Source organism: Dactylosporangium sp. CS-047395 (assembly GCF_050942185.1).
Classification (GTDB): domain Bacteria; phylum Actinomycetota; class Actinomycetes; order Mycobacteriales; family Micromonosporaceae; genus Dactylosporangium.
Map to the genome: position 1 here is coordinate 4,520,364 of NZ_CP192015.1, position 17,477 is coordinate 4,537,840.

The 17,477-nt window shown below is 68.7% G+C and carries 25 protein-coding genes and 2 pseudogenes; 17 read left to right on the top strand and 10 right to left on the bottom strand.

The features are described from left to right. Positions 1-67 precede the first annotated feature (67 nt). Positions 68-658 (bottom strand): DUF6879 family protein, encoded by a 591-nt coding sequence (locus tag ACQP00_RS21145; protein WP_433221617.1) that lies wholly within the window; start codon positions 656-658, stop codon positions 68-70. Positions 659-981: 323 nt separating this feature from the next. Between ACQP00_RS21145 and ACQP00_RS21150 the strand changes: the two genes are divergently transcribed. The 3 genes from ACQP00_RS21150 to ACQP00_RS21160 all read left to right on the top strand — a co-directional run bounded on the left by ACQP00_RS21150 (position 982) and on the right by ACQP00_RS21160 (position 3,463). After that, positions 982-1,500 (top strand): DUF6879 family protein, encoded by a 519-nt coding sequence (locus ACQP00_RS21150; RefSeq protein WP_433221619.1) that lies wholly within the window; start codon positions 982-984, stop codon positions 1,498-1,500. Beyond that, positions 1,481-2,332 (top strand): helix-turn-helix domain-containing protein, encoded by an 852-nt coding sequence (locus tag ACQP00_RS21155; RefSeq protein ID WP_433221621.1) that lies wholly within the window; start codon positions 1,481-1,483, stop codon positions 2,330-2,332. The genes ACQP00_RS21150 and ACQP00_RS21155 overlap by 20 nt, the downstream gene beginning before the upstream one ends. Before the next feature lie 120 nt (positions 2,333-2,452). Further along, entirely contained in the window at positions 2,453-3,463 is a 1,011-nt protein-coding gene (locus tag ACQP00_RS21160) for a helix-turn-helix domain-containing protein (protein ID WP_433221623.1), read from the top strand. A gap of 157 nt (positions 3,464-3,620) precedes the next feature. On the opposite strand, the gene ACQP00_RS21165 is transcribed toward ACQP00_RS21160, so the two are convergent. The 4 genes from ACQP00_RS21165 to ACQP00_RS21180 form a co-directional block, all read right to left on the bottom strand. Further along, entirely contained in the window at positions 3,621-3,926 is a 306-nt protein-coding gene (locus tag ACQP00_RS21165) for a MazG-like family protein (RefSeq protein WP_433221625.1), read from the bottom strand. 162 nt (positions 3,927-4,088) lie between these two features. After that, complete coding sequence (locus tag ACQP00_RS21170) at positions 4,089-4,901, bottom strand: hypothetical protein (RefSeq protein ID WP_433221627.1); 813 nt, start codon at positions 4,899-4,901, stop codon at positions 4,089-4,091. An 86-nt stretch (positions 4,902-4,987) separates the two neighbouring features. Next, on the bottom strand, positions 4,988-5,149 hold the full coding sequence (locus ACQP00_RS21175; RefSeq protein WP_433221628.1) for a hypothetical protein: 162 nt from the start codon (positions 5,147-5,149) through the stop codon (positions 4,988-4,990). Positions 5,150-5,333: 184 nt separating this feature from the next. Beyond that, positions 5,334-6,074, bottom strand: coding sequence for a radical SAM protein (locus ACQP00_RS21180; RefSeq protein ID WP_433221630.1), 741 nt, complete (start codon positions 6,072-6,074; stop codon positions 5,334-5,336). Between the two features lie 44 nt (positions 6,075-6,118). Here ACQP00_RS21180 and ACQP00_RS21185 point away from each other — a divergent pair, with 44 nt between their 5' ends. Continuing rightward, complete coding sequence (locus ACQP00_RS21185; RefSeq protein ID WP_433221632.1) at positions 6,119-6,427, top strand: hypothetical protein; 309 nt, start codon at positions 6,119-6,121, stop codon at positions 6,425-6,427. 83 nt (positions 6,428-6,510) lie between these two features. Here ACQP00_RS21185 and ACQP00_RS21190 read toward each other — a convergent pair whose 3' ends face one another. Continuing rightward, positions 6,511-6,906, bottom strand: coding sequence for a VOC family protein (locus ACQP00_RS21190; RefSeq protein ID WP_433221634.1), 396 nt, complete (start codon positions 6,904-6,906; stop codon positions 6,511-6,513). Positions 6,907-7,211: 305 nt separating this feature from the next. Between ACQP00_RS21190 and rfbB the strand changes: the two genes are divergently transcribed. After that, on the top strand, positions 7,212-8,210 hold the full coding sequence (rfbB, locus tag ACQP00_RS21195; protein WP_433221636.1) for a dTDP-glucose 4,6-dehydratase: 999 nt from the start codon (positions 7,212-7,214) through the stop codon (positions 8,208-8,210). 9 nt (positions 8,211-8,219) lie between these two features. Here the strand turns inward: rfbB and ACQP00_RS21200 are convergent, their stop codons facing one another. Next, entirely contained in the window at positions 8,220-8,510 is a 291-nt protein-coding gene (locus tag ACQP00_RS21200) for an NUDIX hydrolase (RefSeq protein ID WP_433221637.1), read from the bottom strand. Positions 8,511-9,072: 562 nt separating this feature from the next. On the opposite strand from ACQP00_RS21200, the gene ACQP00_RS21205 reads away from it, so the two are divergent. Further along, complete coding sequence (locus ACQP00_RS21205) at positions 9,073-9,399, top strand: hypothetical protein (RefSeq protein WP_433221639.1); 327 nt, start codon at positions 9,073-9,075, stop codon at positions 9,397-9,399. Positions 9,400-9,712: 313 nt separating this feature from the next. On the opposite strand, the gene ACQP00_RS21210 is transcribed toward ACQP00_RS21205, so the two are convergent. After that, a complete protein-coding gene (locus ACQP00_RS21210) occupies positions 9,713-10,291 on the bottom strand; it encodes a hypothetical protein (RefSeq protein WP_433221641.1) in 579 nt (192 codons plus the stop codon). Positions 10,292-10,406: 115 nt separating this feature from the next. Here ACQP00_RS21210 and ACQP00_RS21215 point away from each other — a divergent pair, with 115 nt between their 5' ends. The 9 genes and pseudogenes from ACQP00_RS21215 to ACQP00_RS21255 all read left to right on the top strand — a co-directional run bounded on the left by ACQP00_RS21215 (position 10,407) and on the right by ACQP00_RS21255 (position 14,827). Continuing rightward, on the top strand, positions 10,407-10,601 hold the full coding sequence (locus tag ACQP00_RS21215) for a hypothetical protein (protein ID WP_433221643.1): 195 nt from the start codon (positions 10,407-10,409) through the stop codon (positions 10,599-10,601). A gap of 76 nt (positions 10,602-10,677) precedes the next feature. Continuing rightward, complete coding sequence (locus ACQP00_RS21220; RefSeq protein WP_433221645.1) at positions 10,678-10,974, top strand: hypothetical protein; 297 nt, start codon at positions 10,678-10,680, stop codon at positions 10,972-10,974. 357 nt (positions 10,975-11,331) lie between these two features. After that, positions 11,332-11,493 (top strand): annotated as a pseudogene (locus ACQP00_RS21225) (DUF948 domain-containing protein); the annotation flags it as partial. Positions 11,494-11,716: 223 nt separating this feature from the next. Next, entirely contained in the window at positions 11,717-12,175 is a 459-nt protein-coding gene (locus ACQP00_RS21230) for a phage holin family protein (protein WP_433223936.1), read from the top strand. Further along, a complete protein-coding gene (locus ACQP00_RS21235) occupies positions 12,172-12,573 on the top strand; it encodes a DUF3618 domain-containing protein (protein ID WP_433221647.1) in 402 nt (133 codons plus the stop codon). Before ACQP00_RS21230 ends, ACQP00_RS21235 begins: the two co-directional genes overlap by 4 nt. Beyond that, positions 12,570-12,842, top strand: a complete 273-nt coding sequence (locus ACQP00_RS21240; RefSeq protein WP_433221649.1) for a DUF4235 domain-containing protein — start codon at positions 12,570-12,572, stop codon at positions 12,840-12,842. The genes ACQP00_RS21235 and ACQP00_RS21240 overlap by 4 nt, the downstream gene beginning before the upstream one ends. A gap of 701 nt (positions 12,843-13,543) precedes the next feature. Further along, positions 13,544-13,927, top strand: coding sequence for an ATP-binding protein (locus tag ACQP00_RS21245; RefSeq protein ID WP_433221651.1), 384 nt, complete (start codon positions 13,544-13,546; stop codon positions 13,925-13,927). Between the two features lie 287 nt (positions 13,928-14,214). Continuing rightward, a complete protein-coding gene (locus ACQP00_RS21250; RefSeq protein ID WP_433221653.1) occupies positions 14,215-14,400 on the top strand; it encodes a YegP family protein in 186 nt (61 codons plus the stop codon). A 73-nt stretch (positions 14,401-14,473) separates the two neighbouring features. Then, positions 14,474-14,827 (top strand): hypothetical protein, encoded by a 354-nt coding sequence (locus ACQP00_RS21255; protein ID WP_433221655.1) that lies wholly within the window; start codon positions 14,474-14,476, stop codon positions 14,825-14,827. Positions 14,828-15,105: 278 nt separating this feature from the next. Here the strand turns inward: ACQP00_RS21255 and ACQP00_RS21260 are convergent. After that, a pseudogene (locus tag ACQP00_RS21260) lies at positions 15,106-15,502 on the bottom strand (ATP-dependent DNA helicase); the annotation flags it as partial. Between the two features lie 81 nt (positions 15,503-15,583). Next, positions 15,584-16,255 carry a hypothetical protein gene (locus ACQP00_RS21265; protein WP_433221657.1) on the bottom strand — a complete coding sequence of 224 codons (672 nt, stop codon included), beginning with the start codon at positions 16,253-16,255 and terminating at the stop codon, positions 15,584-15,586. A 179-nt stretch (positions 16,256-16,434) separates the two neighbouring features. Here ACQP00_RS21265 and ACQP00_RS21270 point away from each other — a divergent pair, with 179 nt between their 5' ends. Further along, a complete protein-coding gene (locus ACQP00_RS21270; protein WP_433221659.1) occupies positions 16,435-16,881 on the top strand; it encodes an Hsp20/alpha crystallin family protein in 447 nt (148 codons plus the stop codon). A 68-nt stretch (positions 16,882-16,949) separates the two neighbouring features. Continuing rightward, complete coding sequence (locus tag ACQP00_RS21275) at positions 16,950-17,147, top strand: hypothetical protein (RefSeq protein ID WP_433221661.1); 198 nt, start codon at positions 16,950-16,952, stop codon at positions 17,145-17,147. Positions 17,148-17,477: the final 330 nt, after the last annotated feature.

Sequence of the window (17,477 nt, forward strand, 5' to 3'; positions counted from 1 at the left end):
CCGGGCGGCGGCGGTAGCAGCCGGCCCCCGGTGACCCCCGATCTTTCGGCGATCGCTGTGCCGGGCGCTACTGGGGCCGGTACGCGCTGGCCGGTACGCTGCGCGCCCAGACCTCCGCGAACGTATCTCGGCACATCCGAACGGTGGTCGGGTCCTCGGTGATCTCGAACGCGGTGTTGGTACCGCTGCCCGCGTAGTGCAGGAACAACGCGAGTCGGTCGTCGAAAACGTGGAAGTCTCCGCTGCCGGGCAGCAGGACGTCGATCAGCCGCCGCCGTGACACGTAGCGGATGTCTTCTCCAGCGTCGACGAGTCGGTCGACGTGGCTGTAGGTCCACCGCTGGTAGTCGCTGAACGGCTCGGACACCACTCGGGCGCGGCGGCAGGTTCGGCCGGCGGCGCGATGGCCGCGCAGCATCTCCAGCCACCACGCCAGCCACGACTCGTCGTCGGGTTCGCCCTGACGCCACGCCGCCATACGCGGCAACTCCACCTCCGTGCCATACGCGTCGCGGGTCTCCAGATGCACGAAGGAGGTGCTGATGCCCCGGCACAGGCCGTTGAGGTCGTCGTAGCTGGCTGATCGCAGCGATGCAGGCGACCGTGTCGCGGCGGCAATGGCTTCGGTCGCTCCGGAAGCGTGGTCCGCGTGCTCCATGGTCGCTCAGGCGCGGCGCCACAGTCCGCAACAATGCGCAACATCATTGACGGTCTCGCATCCCGGCAGCAACGATCGGCGTGCAGTCGCAACATTTCGCAACCGCCGAGGACAGGAGCTGGCCATGCGCCTAACGTTCGTTGGGAAAGACCCGGACTCCAACCCGACGGGTTCGCCCACGGTGTACCGCACCGACCGGGGCAGCTGGGTCGTGCAGGGCTGGGTGGTGACGGACCGCGACGCGCTCGCCGCGATGGACATCCCCGCCGGGGAGACCCGCGTCGAGATCCCCGACCGCATGCTGCAGTTCCTCAAGGAGGACCGTGCCGACGATCAGCGAGGCCGAGTTCGGCGACCTGCTGCGCACGTTCCAGCGCGAGTCGCTGCACCTGGAGACCCGCGACGCCTACGGCACCGAGACCGAGCTGCCGTACATGGCCAAATGGGCCAATGGCGAACCGGACGACCTGGCGTGGCTGGCCGACTGGTGCAGCACCCTCCGCTCTTACATCGCCGCAGGTGCCACGGTGCGGCGGGCGCGGATTGTCTCCGAACCGCTGAGCGCCTACCAGCGGTGGTCACACAGCATCGCCCATCCGATGGTCGACGCCGGTGAGGACATCCGCTGGGTGCCTCGCCGGCTGGTGTCCTCGATCGGCATCCCGGGTAACGACTTCTACCTGCTCGACCGCCGCCTGGTGATCTTCCTGCTGTACACCGGCGACGGACTCAACGCCCAGTTCCTGACCTCGACCGACCCATCGGATGTTGAGCTGTGCCGGTCGGCGTTCGAAGCGGTGTGGAAGGTGGCCATCCCGCACGGTGACTACCAGCCCGTGTAGCGCCGCCCTGCAGGCCCGGACCGCCCTCGGCGCCTCTTTGCGGCAGATCCGCAAGGAGGCGGGCCTTACCGGGCGCGCGTTGGCGGCGGCCACCGGCCAGCACTTCACCCGCGTCAGCAAGATCGACAACGGGGTGCAGCCGCCGACGCCCGGCGACATCGAGCGGTGGTGCCGGGCGTGCGCGGCGGAGGCGCACATCCCGGACCTGCTGGCGAGCCTGCGGGCGGTCGAGTCGGCCTTTCAGGAGTTCCGCCGGCAGGGCCGGGCCGGTCTGAAACGGGTGCTCGGCGCGCACACGATCGGCCTGTACGAGCAGACCACCCTGTTTCGTATCTACGAGCACAACGTCATTCCCGGGCTGTTCCAGACGGCCGACTACTGCGCCGCGATGTTGTCGTTCTGGATCGACTTCCTACAGACGCCCAACGACCTCGACGCCGCCGTCGCCGTGCGCATGGAACGCCAGCGGGTCATCTACCAGCGCGGCCGACGCTTCGCCGTCGTGCTGGAGGAACAGGCGCTGCGGACCTGGTTCGGCGACGCCGAGGTGCAAGCGGGCCAGCTCGACCGGCTCCTCGCGGTCATGTCACTGCCCAGCGTGTCCGTCGGCATCATCCCGCTGATGGTCGAACGCGCCGGTGTGGCATCCACCGGCTTCTGGATCTTCGACGACGCCCTCGTCGCACTGGAGACACCCACGGCCAGTATCGAGGTCACCCGCCCTCAGGAGATCGACCTGTACGGGCGCATGTTCGACCGGCTGCAGTCCGCCGCTGTATACGGCCGGCACGCCCGCACGATCGTCAGCGCCGTATTCCACGAGTTGGATTGAGTCGCAACAGTTCGCAACATCGTGGACCCGCGCCGCAACCGCCTTCTAGCGTTGGCGGCAGCACGGTAGGCGACCTCAGCGAGGCGCCGGTACCAGAGCGGCACCGTCAGGAGGAGGGCCGTGGCGACCACCGTCGCGAGGCGCGGAGCAGGCCAGCAGGCCGACAAGGTGACCTTCGGTGCACATCTGCGGCAGTGGCGCCATCGGCGCAACTTGAGCCAACGCGAACTCGGCGCCGCGACCTTCTTCAGCCGGGAGTACATCGCCCTGATCGAACGCGGTGAACGCCCACCGACCGCGAACTTTGTCGAACGGGTCGAAGCCGCGCTCGCAGCGGATGGTGCGCAATGGGATAGGTTCACCCTGGCCGAACGTCAACGCGCCGCAGCCTCACAGCAGCCGATCCGACCACGGCCGCCTTCGACGGACACGCCGAAACCAGGTTCGGATCGCCACCGCGACCCTGCGGTGCCGCCGACACCACACGAGCAGGACATTACGACGCTCGCCCTTGACCACCTGTTGCGCCAAGTCCTTGTCCGCATGGGCCCGGCCGAGACGCAAGCGGGGCTGCACGATCGCGGCCGAATCATAGAGGTGCTTGGCTGCGGCGGCGCCGCCGCCTCAGCGGAGGAGCGTATCCGTGCGGCGGCCCTCGGCCTCAGCGAGTGCGTTGCGCTGCTCCGACCAACGATGCCGGGCGAGCCGCACGGACAGGTGACCGTGCTCGCCGCTCGCTTCGCCACGATGATCGCTGACGGGTTGACGGCGCTAGAAGCCGGATCGGACGCACTGAGCTGGTACGCCCTCGCCGGGCAGCTTGCCCAGCCGGCCGACCTGCGGTCCGACCCGGCCTCTGACTTGGCCTCTGACGCAGGCTCGGTCGGTGCGGCACCGGACGGCGGTGGGACCGCCCGCACGGCAATGCCGGGCGGCGCGACGGTCCTCGACACGGTGCGCGCCTCCGGGTCGAGGCACCGTCGGGCCGAGCCTGGTCGCGGACCTGCCACACGGCGGCGATCCACCGAAGGACACCGCCCGCGCAGGCGCAAGGCGCCCTCACCGCTCAATGGTCGTGCCGCGCTGCCGCCGGTAGAGGTGAGGTCTGGGCCTGCTCGCGCCCCTCCGTGACAGCAAGGTTCCGCCGATCGCCCGGGGCTGCATCGTGAACTCCAACAACGGACTGGTGGTCGGCCCGAGATTGCGCCGCTCGATGATGTCGTGTCGGCCGAGACGCCGGATTGCGGGCTTCTATCGGCGCCGACAGGGCGCAGCGCATGAAGTCCAGTCAGTCGCGCACCCGGTGCATGACTCCTGTGTCCGGGTTAGGCACGTACTGGCGTGCCGCGTTCGTCTGGAGCTTTCGTTCGATCGCTGACTGCAGGTCGATGCCGTTCATCTCGGCCAGGCCGAACAGGTAGATCGCGACATCGGCGAGTTCGTCGTCGAGGTCCGGCTGCCCTAGCCGCCAGGCGGTGAAGGCTTCGGCGATCTCGCCATGCAGGAGACCGAACTCGTAGGCGACGTCGGTGGTGTTGAACCCCTTGGCCTGCTTGTTCTCCCAAGCAACCGCCTGGGCCGTCCGGACATCCATGGCTTCTCGTTGCTTACCAGCGACCGGCAGCTGAGCAATGACCCAAGCGGCGAAGCTTCGGCGTCGGGCGCCACCGTTGTCGCGATGATCTGTGCGGCGGCGCCAGTACGGGTGAGTCTTGACGTGTTTGCCGGGTGCAATTGCTGCCGCCGACTTGCCAGGTCAGTCCAGTTTGCGGCGGTAGGCCACCCATTGCTGGGATGCGTCGGCGAGCCGGGCGGTCCACAAATCGTCTGGGTCTCGGCCGTTGATTTCGGCCCAGAGTGCGCCTTGTGCTTCGCTGAAGGCCAGCAGGCCGGCGCGTGGCGCGGTACGCCAGGTGGACACCTTGCCCGCCCATCGTTCGGCTGCTGCCGGCGAGTGCCCAGCGGCGATGAGCCACAGCACCCAGTACGCGGCGTCAAGCCACGCCGCGCCGCGGGTGGCCCAACCCCAGTCGACGATTCGCGCTCGGCCGGCGTTGACGATGACGTTGGCGTTGTTGAGGTCGGTGTGCAGCAGCGCCGGGCCGGTGAAGTGGCGGAGGTCGGCAGGGTTTGAGGTGTAGTCGCGTAGCCGCTCAGCGGCGTCGCGGAGCTCGATCGGCGGGCACGCAGTCTGCGCGATCGCCTCCAGCAGCGCGACCACGGCCGGCGGATCGGCTGAGTCGGGGCCGTAGTCGGCGTGGCGGCCGTCGAGGGCGTCGAACAGCAGGATGTCCCAGCCGCCAATCTCAAGCCGGGTGAGCAGCGCTGGTGCCACCCCGTGCAGGTGCGGAGCGATGTCGGCTTCGCGGCGCTGGGTCCACACCCACCGGTGGTCGGCGGGCAGGGCTTTGCAGAAGCGGGCGCCGGTGGCGGTGTGCAGCCGTGCCGCGACAGCGCTGTTGAGCCCTGTCGTGGCTGAGGTCGCCGAGTCGACCGGCCCGGTCACTTCCTCGATCGCGGCCCTGACCTGCTGAGGCAGTTCGTCGTAGGTGATCCGGGTGGTCGGCACGTCTCATCCTTTCAGCGCCGCAGTACCCTGGGCGGCCAATTTGGTGCGTGGGCCGTCCAGGGCGCTGGGCTGGTGGTGCGCTGGTGTCAGTTGTACGGGTTGCTGTCGTTGCACCGGCCGCTGTTGGCCGACGCGGCGGCCTCGACGTCGTCGACGAAGACGAGGGTGGTCGGGGCGGGGGTGCGGCTGACGATGGGCCGGCCAGTGGTGCGCGTCCGGCGGGTGATCGTGATCGGTACTGCGGTCATACTGGGGTCCTTTCTCGGTGCTGACAGTAGGTGCGCAGTGGCGCCTTCGCCTCCTGGTAGATGCGGGCCAGCGGCCGGCATACCCGGCACGTGCTGGACAGCGTGCAGCCTGTGCATCCACCGGTGCGAAGCATCTGGGCGTCTGCGATCGCGGGCAGACGCAGCAGGCCCTGAGGGCCTTCGGTCATGAGGTGAACGGGGTTGTCCCGGCCGAACTTGCACATGGTGACCAAGCCGTGTGGGTCGACGTGGAAGACGTGTGCCCGGCGGGGCAGCTGTCGAACGCGCCGCCGGCGCCGAGCGCGCCGGGGGCTTCCGACTCCAGGAAGCTTGCGTCATCGAAACCGGCTGCCTGCGCGTCGAGGGGTCCTGCCGTGCCGGTGTAGGTCGGGGACATCATCCCGTACTCCTTTCGGGGTACGGCGAGGTTGTCGGCCAGGGCGCGCATCGCCGTGACGTCGTCGATGTTGTGCCGGGTGATGACGATCGTCAGTTCCACCGGCAGACCGGCGGCGGTTGCCGCCAGCACACCTGCGTGCATGGTCTTGAACGCGCCCTTTGTGCGGGTCAGAACATCGGCCGTTGCTGGACTCGCGCCGTACAGCGAGAGGACGATCTTGTGTGGCGGTCGCTGCTGGAACAGTTCGATGAGGTGCGGGCGGGCGAGCCGCGAGCCGTTGGTGAGGATCTCGATCATCATCCCGGCTCGGTGCGCCCGCTCGTAGACCGCGGAGAAGTCTGGGTCGATGAGCGGCTCGCCGCCGGTGATCTGGAACCAGAACACGCCGATCTCTACAAGCATGTCGATCAGCCGAAGCTTGTCCGCCAACGCGAGTCCCTCGAACGGGCGAAGCTCGAGGTAGCAGTGCTCGCAGGAGAAGTTGCACCCTTTGTTGATCTCATAGGTGGCACGGCTGTAGACCACCGGAGCGGGCGACGGGGCCGGAGGATGAGCGCCTCGTCGACCCGTTGACCGACAAGGTCGATACCCCACTGCCTCTGCGCACCGTCGCGGAACCAGCCTGGGACCAGCTGCCCGTATTCCGCGAGATCCAGCAGCTCGGCATAGTGCGTCGCCGGGAGGCTCATGCCCTTGCTGTGTCCCGGCCGGACCGCCATGAAGAGGTCTTCCTGCGGACTCACAATCGCCTGGTACATGCCGACTCCGCCCTGATCACTCTCCGCCCAACGACTACTGAACCGACGGTAACCGCGGAGCTGTACGAATCTGTCGACGTGGATTGGTACAAGCGCGGGGGACGCAACCTGTACCACTGAGGGCACGACGATTCGCGACTAACTTGGGCAGGTCCCGGGCTGGGCAGGCAGCGGCGCATCAGCCTCGGGCACGTATCACCAGTTCAGGACGATGGCATGGTGAGGACCTCGATCCGGGAGCCGTCCGGATCCTCGACGAAGGTGGCGTAGTACCCCTCTGTGTAGTGTGGGTACTCGCTCGGGGCATGGACGATCGTGCCGCCGGTGCTGCCAGCGGCGCTGTGAGCACGATCGACAATGGCGCGGTCGTCGACCTGGAATGCGAGATGCTGCAGTCCACGCCTGCCGTGTTTGTGAGGTGCGGTGTCGTCACCCTCGACCAGGTAGACGAGGATCTCTGGGCCGTCTCCGAGGTACACGAGAGGGCTTTCGAGGCCGCCGCTGCGCTGGTAGCCGAGTTCGGTGAGGAACGGGTCGTAGAAGGCGGCGCTTGCGGCCAGGTCTGCTGCGGTGAGCGCGAGGTGATGCAGGCTGGTCATCGGTGTGCTCCCTGGTGAACGCGGTTGGGTGATCGGTGCTGGGTCAGGACGTGGTGTAGCCGTACGGTGCAACGAGCGTTCGCAGTTGCATGCATGCCTCGGCCGGTGTTGCTGCGATAACTCCGATGGAGGGCGGTGGTGGATCGATGCAGTGTGCAGCCATTACGCCGCCGGACAGCATTCATTGATGTTGCGGCTCAAACAAATCCGTGCTCCTCGCGGTACGGCTTGGGAGTGGAAAATGTACCCGCGGATCATGGCGCTGGAGGAGGTTGCCGCTGCGGGCGTCCGTAGGATGCGTGGGCATGACTCGAATCCTGGTCACCGGCGGTGCTGGATTCATCGGTGCGAACTTTGTTCACTACACCACTCGGCACCATCCGGAGTACGAGTTCGTCGTGCTCGATGCGCTCACCTACGCGGGTGACCGTACGACGCTCGCGCCGGTGCAGGACCAGGTCCGGTTCGTGCACGGCGACATCTGCGATGCCAAGGTCGTCGACGGCCTCGTCGCGGAGTCCGACGTGATCGTGCACTTCGCGGCGGAGTCGCACGTGGACAACTCGCTGCACGATCCGGAGCCGTTCATCCGCAGCAACATCATCGGAACCTTCACGCTGCTGGAGGCGGTTCGTCGGCACGGCGGCCGGTTCCACCACATCTCCACCGATGAGGTATTCGGTGATCTGCCGCTGGACAGCACGGACCAGTTCGCCGAGGACACCCCGTACGACCCGTCGAGTCCGTACTCGGCGTCGAAGGCCGGCTCAGACATGCTGGTGCGGGCGTGGGGCCGCTCGTTCGGTGTACAGGCGACGCTGTCGAACTGCGCGAACAACCACGGCTCGTACCAGCATGTGGAGGAGTTCATCCCGCGGCAGATCACCGACGTGCTGACCGGGCAGCGGCCGAAGCTGTACGGCGAAGGGGTGAACGTGCGGGAGTGGACGCACGTCGACGACCACAACGCCGCCGTGCATGCCATCCTGTCCCGCGGCCGGCTCGGCGAGACGTACCTGATCGGGTCCGGTGACGAGCGGTCGAACAGGCAGATTTTGGAGCTGATCCTGGAGCTGATGGGTGAGGCGCCTGACGCCTATGACCATGTGCCGGACCGGCCTGGGCATGATCTGCGGTACTCGAACAACACCACGAAGCTACGTACGGAGCTGGGCTGGGCGCCGGTGTACGGCGACTTCACGGCGGGTCTGGCGGCGACGATCGACTGGTACCGGGCCAACGAGTGGTGGTCGAAGCCGCAGAAGGAAGCGACCGAGGCGAAATACCAGGTCCTCGGCCGCTGACCTCGCCGCTCAGCCGCCGCCGCTGGCTGGTGGCGAGCTGCTGGCGCTGTGCAGGAGGTAGGTCAGCAGGCACGCCAGCGATGTCGCGTGGGTGACCTCGTGCTTGGCGATCAGGTCGAGCGCGGTGTCCCGGTCGACTCGCAGCAGGTCGATGCCCGGTTCGGGGTCCTGGACGGGCCGGGCGTCGTGGGCGATGAACAGGTGGACGGTCGCCGCGACATTGGTCGGGTAGGGGTGCACGATCCCGGCCGAGGTCCAGGTGGCGGCGGCCAGCCCGGTCTCCTCGAGCAGTTCGCGCATCGCCGGCTTTGGCGATGAGGTCGTCGAAGCGGTTGCTGACGGTTTCGGGGTGCCAGGGGGTGCCGTCGGGGCGGACGAAGAACAGGCCGGTGTCGGGCCAGTCGTTGCCGGCCATCTGTTGCCAGCGGTCGCGGCGGTCGATGTAGTCGCGCAGGTCGGTGACGGTGGACGGGCCGAGCGGCTGGCTGCGACGCGGACGGCTCCGGCCGGAACCGGCCCGGGTGCTGCTATCGGCCGAGCGGCAGTACGACGCGCGAATGCCGGCAGATTCGACGGCTGGTTCACCAGTGCCGTCAGCATCGCCAGCACCCGCTGGCGTCCCGACCGTCGCCTCCCGCGCCGGGAACCCGGTGCCGCCCTTGCTGCCGCCTGACGGTCGACGGGTGCAGCACCCATGACCGATCCACCCCGACCGCGTCGCCGAACCACGGCGGCGCGGTCACTGGTCAATCGCCCTGCCGCGCGTAGTACAGGCCGCCCCGCCCCGCCCGCCCGCTCGCTGCAGCAGCGAGCGGGCGGCCCGTCTCGGGTGTTCAGATCATCGACTCCAACGGTTGACGGCATGCTGCCACGCACTCGCGGCCCGGTGCCGAGGCCGCTGCCGGGTGCGCTGCCAGACCCGGGCAACGGCGATCGCCGCGGCCACGACGAGCGCACCGACGCCGGCACCAGCCCAGCGACCGGGCCGCCGCCGCACAGGCAGCTGCACCCGCTGCACCTGCCGCACACCGTGGTCGCGGGCCGAGGTCGCAGCCTCCCGTACCAGCTCACCTGCCGGGTTCTTCGCATTGCGGGACCCGGTGCGCGGCTGCGCCAGCCCGTCGAGATCCTCACGGCTGGCAGCGAACTGGGCGTGCAGCTCATCGACCCGGTCACGTATCGTCATTGATCGTTCCTTCCCCCTGTATCCCCCTGTACCGCGGTGCCACATATCGTGTGCCCACTGCGGGTGCCGCCGTCGAGCCGCCGATTTCGGTACTGCCGACGTGGCGGCATCGACCCCAACGCCAGAATCTCGCAGCCGGTGTACCCAGGTATCACCGGATGCAACATCTGCCTCGAACGAGGTACGGGTCCTTTCCTTCCCCGCATTCGACCGGTTCCAGGCGCTGCGGTCTGCACTCACCACGCCCGGCCTGACTCCGGAGTCGGCTCCGCCGGCGGCATGCGTGTCCTGCCGCACTGGGTTCAGGTCTGCAGCATCAGACCGCATTCGTCCAGTGGGTAGGTGGCGGCGAGGACCACGGCGCGAGCGTCGGTGCCACAATGCGCGGCATGTCGGCCGGGATGGAGCTCGAGGGCATCGAAACGATGATTGACGCGCTCGACGGCGAGGCGCGGTATCGCCTCGCCCAGCTGGTGGCGCCGATCCGGGAACGTCTGCTCGCTGCGCGGCCCATCGATTCGACGGCACTCCGGCGCCAGGTGGCCGCCGCGGCACGGGGGAGCACGCGCAGGAGACCGACATGCGCGCGCACGCCCAGCGACTGGTCGACGCGGCGCCGCCGCTCACCCAGGAGCAGGTCGCACGCCTGCGGGCACTGCTCGCCCCCCTCGGCAAGACCACCGGACAACGACGGGCTGTATCTCCGAGCGCGTGTCCCGAAGCCCTCGTGCACCAGCGGATCGCGGACGTCCTGCGATCCGGACCGGTTGACCCGGTACTCCGGGAACGGGTCATCATGCTGATCGCCGCCGTGAGCGATGCGGGCAGCGGCATCCTGGCTGCGAGGCCGACGATCGCCGGGGGTGAGCTGCCGCTGCTGGACGTCGATCGTCACTGGCACCGCGCCCGCAGATCCTTGGTGGCGCAGGCGGCGATCCACCCGTGCGGGGCCATCCGAATGGTTGATGCCAGCATCGACTTGGCTCGTCGGCGTCGATACGGTGACGGGCATGCCGCTGGGCGCTGTTCACACGTGTATCGGCTACGGGTATCCACTGGGCGGGCCCGGCGCCTGGAACCTCCGCAATGTCCCCGTGGGCGGCGCGCTGGATATCGGCTGGTTCGACGAGACCGTGCCGACACTGACGTTCGAGCGGGGCGCGATCACCGAACTCGCGGCCCGGCTCGGGTTCCGGTCGGTCTAGCAGGCCGAGATGCGCCTGCCGGTCACGGTCGTGGAGGCTCTCACCCTCTCGCCGCCCGGCTGGAGCCGGGAGACCAATGCTCCGCCGCCGCTCGGCGGCTTCCTGCCGGCCGACTCCGAGTTGCTGTCCCGACCGGGCGGCCACCGATCGCTTCGCCCTGATCGTCGCTGACTCGTGGCGCGACCTCGACGAGGAGAACCACGAGATGCACGGTGACGACGACGCCATCGTCGGCATCGACGTGGCCTTCGCTGAAGACCCGACACTGGATTGGGACGGAGTCCTGCTGGATGCGATGGCCACGCTCGGCCTGGAACCGGTTGGGATGCCGGATTGGCTGTGGGCCCAGGTCCGATGGGCCAACGCCGCCTGATCTGCGCCGATCAGGCAATGGTCGCGACGAAGCCGGCGCGTCGGCCCAAGCGACCGCACGACGCGCCCACCGACTCTCGTCCATGACCAATCGCGCCTAGTGCCCTGACCTTGAACGTTCACGGTGTTGGATGACGCGCCGCCCGGCGTGCAGGCCGGGCGGCGTTGCCACGGTCGGGCTGTCGGGGTGGCGGACCTGTGCGTGTGCGGCGGTTATCTGACCGGGAAGGTCGGTAGCTGTTGCGAATAACCAGACGTGGGACCGGCTCAGCGATCCGCTGCGACGTGCGATGGCCGTGCTCGCCTCGGTCGGCGGCATCCGTGCCGGTCATCGCCCGCCTGGTGCAGGCCGATGAGGAACGTTGCGAACCTGTCCACGATGGTCAGTGCGGCGGCGGCCAGCCCTCTGGCGAAGGTGGCCGTGTTCGGGTACGGCATTCGCCGAGCAATCGGTCACCGTCGTCACGCCGCCGACGACGCCGAAGTCCGCGAGCAGCTCAAGCAGCGACCCACCCACTGACACCAGCGGGGACCCGGTTCGGCGCTTCGGCTGCAGCATGCAGGAGCCGTGAGCGCACGTCGGGGGAGTGACGCAGCACCATCGATGCGGGCGCCACGACGATGACCGCCAGATCGGGCGCGGGCTGGCAGCCTCGTTGCGGTCACGGTGCAGGTGCCACCACTGGCCGCCCTGGGGATGTGAGTGCCTGGTGGTGGGTGTTTGAGTGGTGGCTGGGGTGGGCATGCTGCGGGAGGGCCGAGGAGGGGTGAGTGCTGTGACGGCACCGGCGGGACACCACCAGTACGACAGCAGCGCGTCCACGGGCGACCTGGTCGGTCAGGCCGCCATGCAGATTTCGACACTGGTCCGGGCCGAGCTGGCCTTGGCGAAGGCGGAGCTGACTGAGAAGGGTAAACGCGCCGGGATCGGCGGCGGCCTCTTCGGCGGCGCCGCGGTCCTAGCTGTCTACGGCCTCGGTCTCGCATTGGTCCTGGCCGTGGTCGCGCTGGATCTGGTGTGGCCGTTGTGGCTGGCCGTGCTGGTCGTCACGGTGGTCGTGTTCGCCGCGGCGGGGATCGCGGCGTTGGTGGGGCGGCGGCAGTTGCAGGCGGTCGGGTCGCCGGTGCCGCAGGAGACGGTGACGAACGTGCAGCAGGATGTGGACGCGGTGAAGGCCGCGGCGCGGGAGGGACGATCATGAGCAGTGCTGACACGCCGCCCGACCCGGCCGCGTTGCGGGCGGAGATCGCCGCCACCCGGGCGGAACTCGGCGCCACCGTGGAGGCCCTCGCGGCGAAGGCGGATGTGAAGGCCCGCGCGCAGGACGCCGCCGCCCAGGTCGCCGGCTCGGTGAAGGATAAGCTCGGCGCGGTCCGGGATCAGGCCGCCGGGCTGGTCGCGACGGTATCGGACAAGGCCAGCAGCGCCGCTGCGACGGTGTCGGACAGGGCCGGCAGCGCCGCCGCGACGGTCCGGGACACGGTCCGCGATGCGGATCTGCCCGCGAAGGTTCGCCGGCCGGTGCCCCTCGCCGCGCTCGTGGTGGGCGCGGTAGCGGTGGGGCTGGCGATTTACCTGCTGCGCCGGCGGCGGTCATGAGCAACTGGACCGCGAAGCTTGCCTACAAGCCGGTCGGGCTGCTGCTCGGCGCGGGCGCTGGGATGGCTGCGGGGCTGATCTTCAAGCAGGTGTGGAAGCTCGCCGGCCATGACGACGATGCGCCGAACGCGACCGACGAGGACCGCGGCTGGGGCGAGATCCTGCTCGCCGCCGCACTGCAGGGCGCGATCTTCGCCGTCGTCAAGGCCGGGGTCGACCGGGCCGGCGCGGTCGGGGTGCGCAAGGCCACCGGCACCTGGCCCGGCTGACCGCCGAATCATCACAACACGTGACTCGTCGTCTGCAGGCGGGTTGTTGGAGGAGATCAGGATGCGACTGTTGACCCTGACAGCAGGGCTCGCTGTCGGCTATGTACTCGGCGCTCGGGCCGGGCGAGAGAAGTACGAGCAGATTGTGGCCAACGCCCGACTTGTGCGGGCCAACCCGACCGCTGGACAAGCGCTCACGGCCGTCACGAACCTGTTCGGATCGACCGAAGCGCCGCCCGTCCCGGCCCCTGGCGGTGACGTCCTGGCTGCGGCAACCACCGGCCCGGCCACAGCGACGGGCGCGAACCGCCCCGGGCGCCGCCCCACACCGAGCCCGGCCGAGCCAACCGCCTAGATTTCCGCCATCCCGGGTCCGGCTGCCGCCATCAGCGCGGCAGCCGGACCCGCGTCTTACGAGCCTCCCTGCCGAGCGACCACCGCATTTTCCTGATCGCTGTACCACGGTCGATAAAGCGACAGATCCTCACCTTTGTGAATGGCTGTTCCGGCCTCGGGTATCCCCGAGCGCGGAGACCCGAGCGCGAGCGGGCGAGGGGATGCTGGTGAACCACCAAGGCGGGACGCCCTCACACCGGCCACGACCTGGCCAGGCCGATCTCGGACCACGGCTGCCGTCCGGCTCATCCGATGCGCCGCCGCGTTCGGCGTCCTGGAAGCCTAACGTCGGCACCGAGTTGGCCGTGACCTTTGCTGCCCGCGCCTGGAGCCGCCGCACCCCGCCCGGCCTTCTCGAGCACCCGGGTGGCTACGCACTCGCCGACGACGTGGAGCTTCTGCTCAGCGAACTGTGCACCAACGCGGTCCAGCACGGCGACGGCCTCGACACCGTCCACCTGCACTGCACGCCGGCCACGGTGCGGGCCGCCGTCAGCGACCGCAACCCAGCGCTGCCCACGGTGCGAAACGCTCCCGCCGCCAGCCATGACCTACACCTGGATTACGGCCGTGGCCTGCTCCTCGTCGCAGCGATCGCCGCCACCTGGGGCGTCGACCAGCACCACAACCACGGCAAGACGGTCCGGTTCGAACTGCCGATCCACCGACCTCCCACAGTCACGCGCTGATCGAACCAAACGCTGCCCGGATGGAGGTCCTCCGCGACTGGGTCGACGCCTACGAACAACGCATCGGCAGGCAGCCGTCGATTTTTCAAGCGGACCCCAGGGGCGGCAACACCTGATTCTCCGGGGGCTGTCTTCTACGGAGTGGATCGGCCGTCGACCCGGTGACTGGGTTCGGCCGCGTTGTGTGGTGCCGCCGGGAGCTGTGTTGCGTGCTCATGACGCAACTTTCCCCTGATGGTGGTGTTGCCCGAGGGAGCCGATGGGTATACAGCGTCAGGGAGGTAGCGATGAAGTTTGTGGTGAAGAAGACGAGCAACGACCAGTTCCGGTTCACGATCGTGGCCAGCAATGGTCAGGTGGTGGCCACGAGCGAGACGTACACCCGCAAGGCCGCGGCGTTGGACACGATCGCCTCGTTGCAGCGCAACATCGGTACCGCGGAGATCGACGACCAGACCACCACCGCAAGCTGACCGAAGCGCCCAGCCGGGGCCGCGTGCGACAGCCTCAAACACATGACCTCCAATCCTGAGGAGCGTTCTTCTGATGGCCATGACGACGGGTACGCCCAGCGACCTGTACACCGACACCTCCAGGATGCGCACCGCGCTCGATGGTGCGCCCGAGACCGGGCCGGAGCAGGTCGACGGCCACAGCGGGCCCGCTGACGCCGCCCGCCGTGCGGTGGAGCAGGTCCGCGAGACCGGCAAGGCGCAGGCGCAGCGGGTCAAGGAGTCGGTCCAAGAGCAGCCCGGCCGCTGGGCCGGCATCGGCGCGGGCGTTCTCGCGCTCGCGGCCGCCGCGGTCGGGGTGGCGCTATGGCAGCGCAACCGCCGCCGCCCGCAGCACCGGGCGGCCCGCGTTTGGAAGGCCGCGACCCGCCGCGGGTTCAGCCGCTGACCTGCCGGAGCGAATCCCTCGAACAGTTCGACCCGCACCCGATCATGGGTGCGGGTCGATTGCTGGTTCATGGATGATCGAGATTAGGTGGACGCCGCCGAACCGGCCTACCGATGGCAGACGCTCATGGGTCGTCGCTCGCCGCCAGTGCTGGTGCCACCACTGATCACTGATCAGTTGGCGCATGTGCCGGGAGGCGCGTATCGACCGCTCGCCGTGGCGTTCCTTCGCCTGCCTTGTGCGGTGCCGGGTTGCAGGCGGGGCGTCTGGGTGCAGGTTCAGGTTGTGAGTCGGTGGGTGAGGGCGGTATGGCGTCGGCCGGCGCCGACGGTACGCACGGCGGCGGCGAGGGCGTGGCGAGACCCGACGAGGACGACGAGCTGTTTGGCGCGGGTGACGGCGGTGTAGAGCAAGTTGCGTTGCAGCATCATCCACGCGCTCGTCGTCAGCGGGATGACCATGGCGGGATACTCGGAGCCCTGAGCGCGATGGATGGTCATGGCGTAGGCGTGCGCCAGTTCGTCGAGTTCACGAAGTCATAGCCGATCGACCGTCCTCGTCCGTTCGCACCGTGAGGGTCTGCTCCACAGTGGAGAGTGCGGTGATGACGCCGAGGGTGCCGTTGAACACCCCGCCCTGGCCCTTGTCGTAGTTGTTGCGGATCTGGGTGACCTTGTGGCGCGTGCATGCCCGGCTGGTATCCGGCTGCCATCGTCGACAGGCGCGGTTGCTCGCAGCCGCTGCGCGCCGCAGCCTCTATGTAGGTGACGCGTGGGCTTGCAGGCTCGGTCGGTGCTCGGTCGGTGCTCGGTCGGTGCTCGGTCGGTGCTCGGTCGGTGTGCCGGGATGCCGCTGGTCGCGCTGGTGCTGTGTGGTGTGGCGAACGTCGTTCGTGGCGGTCGTGATCTGGTCGATCTGGTCGGCCAGGTGGGGGTGTCCGTCGGTGAGGTGCCGGCGCACGGTGGCGAGTCGCGTGGGCAGGGTGGCGGCGTCGGGGGCGCCGAGCGCGGTGTGCAGTGCGTCGAGGTCGGTCGTGGCGGTGAGGGGCAGGTCGGTGAGGACGGTGATCTGGCCGGCGATACGCCGGAGATCGGCTGTATGTGCGTTGGCCCAGATCGCTACTGCGTGGTTGCCGGCCCGTTGATCGCGTTTGGCGCGGACTCGGCCGTCCCGGGTAGCGGCAGGGTCGTCTCCGGTGCTGCTGTCGGCGGTACGCAGGTAGCGGCGTCCCGCGGCCTGCCGGCTGCCCACGCCCATGGCCGGAGCGAGACGTTGCCAGCTGACCCCGGCGCGGCGGGCCGCGGCGACCAGCGCCGGTTCGATCTGCTTGAGCTGCTGTTGCAGGGTTCGCAGCAGGGTCAGTGCGGTAAGGATGCGGTCCGGCTGGACTGTTGCGCCGTTGGCGGTGCGGGCGAGGGTGGTGAGCACCGCGTTGAGCGCAGCGGCAGGGTCGGTGCCGTCGTCATCGGAACCTGGTGTCGTGGTGATGACGAGCCCCCGGACGTGACGTCATCGTTTCGTTGACGTTCGACTTGTCGTCCAAACGACGACGTGGTACAACGAAGGTATCGCGCATTGACTGTTCCGTCGAATCCAGGAGGTGCACCATGTTGATGCGCAGCGAACCGTTCACCGAGGTCCACCGCATCGCCCAGCAGCTGCTCGGCGCGACACCCGCCGGGACCTGGTCACATCCGGCCGCGATGCCGGTCGACGCATACCGTAGCGGCGATGAGTTCGTGATCGCCTTCGACCTGCCGGGCGTGGACCAGGACGCGATCGACATCGACGTCGAGCGCAACGTGCTGACCGTGCGCTGCGAGCGGCGTCCGGTCGATCTCGGTGACGGCGCCCAGGCGGTGCTGTCGGAGCGACCGCTCGGGGTGTTCTCCCGCCAGCTGTTCCTCGGCGACGCCCTGGACGTCGAGAAGATCCAAGCGACCTGCCACAACGGCGTCCTGGTGCTGCGGATCCCGGTCCGGGAGCAGGCGAAACCCCGCAAGATCACCGTCGCGTCGCACACCGGAGCGGGCCCGGAGCTCCTCAGCCGCTGACTTCCGTCCGTGACCGCTTCCGGGCCATCGGGAGCGGCGGCACGTCGCAGCAGAGGAGGTGATCGGTGATGCCAGGTGCGCGTACAGGACTGTCGCCCGAGTGGGACCGTGGATTCGACGCCGCATTCGCTGAGCTCATCAGCCGCGACCACGACGTCGTCGACACCGAGTTCACGTCAATCACCACGGCGAACTGGCCGGCACCGCCCGCCAGCCCGCCACCGGCATCGACGGCACAGCACGAGAACCGCAACGACAGCGCCTGACCATCACACCGGCCGGCGACCAGCACCCCAGCCAGGCCGCAACGTCGTCTCCGCCGGTCCCGGTGCCGAAATGGCGACCGAAACGATCGCAGGTCAGCAAGACCACGCACGCCGGGCCGCCGCGCAGCAGGTTCCTGCACCTGCGCAGGCGCGTTCGGACTCACCGACAGTGAACTGGGGCTGCACCATCTCCATCGACGGGGTCCGTTGTTCGTTCCCGCACCAGCTGGTCAACAATCGCGTTTGTGCCCGGTTCCATGGCGACGAACTCGTCGTCCCGCCGTCACCGTCACCGACATCGGCCGGGCGGCGGCCCACGCGAGGTCGACC

Excerpts from the sequence above, each read along its gene's own strand:
- ACQP00_RS21275 (WP_433221661.1), top strand. The coding sequence starts at position 16,950 with ATGCCAGGTGCGCGTACAGGACTGTCGCCCGAGTGGGACCGTGGATTC.
- ACQP00_RS21230 (WP_433223936.1), top strand. The coding sequence starts at position 11,717 with ATGCTGCGGGAGGGCCGAGGAGGGGTGAGTGCTGTGACGGCACCGGCG.
- ACQP00_RS21190 (WP_433221634.1), bottom strand. The coding sequence starts at position 6,906 with ATGACCAGCCTGCATCACCTCGCGCTCACCGCAGCAGACCTGGCCGCA.
- ACQP00_RS21240 (WP_433221649.1), top strand. The coding sequence starts at position 12,570 with ATGAGCAACTGGACCGCGAAGCTTGCCTACAAGCCGGTCGGGCTGCTG.
- ACQP00_RS21255 (WP_433221655.1), top strand. The coding sequence starts at position 14,474 with ATGGCCATGACGACGGGTACGCCCAGCGACCTGTACACCGACACCTCC.
- rfbB (WP_433221636.1), top strand. The coding sequence starts at position 7,212 with ATGACTCGAATCCTGGTCACCGGCGGTGCTGGATTCATCGGTGCGAAC.
- ACQP00_RS21205 (WP_433221639.1), top strand. The coding sequence starts at position 9,073 with ATGCTGCCACGCACTCGCGGCCCGGTGCCGAGGCCGCTGCCGGGTGCG.
- ACQP00_RS21200 (WP_433221637.1), bottom strand. The coding sequence starts at position 8,510 with ATGCGCGAACTGCTCGAGGAGACCGGGCTGGCCGCCGCCACCTGGACC.
- ACQP00_RS21145 (WP_433221617.1), bottom strand. The coding sequence starts at position 658 with ATGGAGCACGCGGACCACGCTTCCGGAGCGACCGAAGCCATTGCCGCC.
- ACQP00_RS21270 (WP_433221659.1), top strand. The coding sequence starts at position 16,435 with ATGTTGATGCGCAGCGAACCGTTCACCGAGGTCCACCGCATCGCCCAG.
- ACQP00_RS21175 (WP_433221628.1), bottom strand. The coding sequence starts at position 5,149 with ATGACCGCAGTACCGATCACGATCACCCGCCGGACGCGCACCACTGGC.
- ACQP00_RS21235 (WP_433221647.1), top strand. The coding sequence starts at position 12,172 with ATGAGCAGTGCTGACACGCCGCCCGACCCGGCCGCGTTGCGGGCGGAG.
- ACQP00_RS21250 (WP_433221653.1), top strand. The coding sequence starts at position 14,215 with ATGAAGTTTGTGGTGAAGAAGACGAGCAACGACCAGTTCCGGTTCACG.
- ACQP00_RS21215 (WP_433221643.1), top strand. The coding sequence starts at position 10,407 with ATGCCGCTGGGCGCTGTTCACACGTGTATCGGCTACGGGTATCCACTG.
- ACQP00_RS21220 (WP_433221645.1), top strand. The coding sequence starts at position 10,678 with ATGCTCCGCCGCCGCTCGGCGGCTTCCTGCCGGCCGACTCCGAGTTGC.
- ACQP00_RS21165 (WP_433221625.1), bottom strand. The coding sequence starts at position 3,926 with ATGGATGTCCGGACGGCCCAGGCGGTTGCTTGGGAGAACAAGCAGGCC.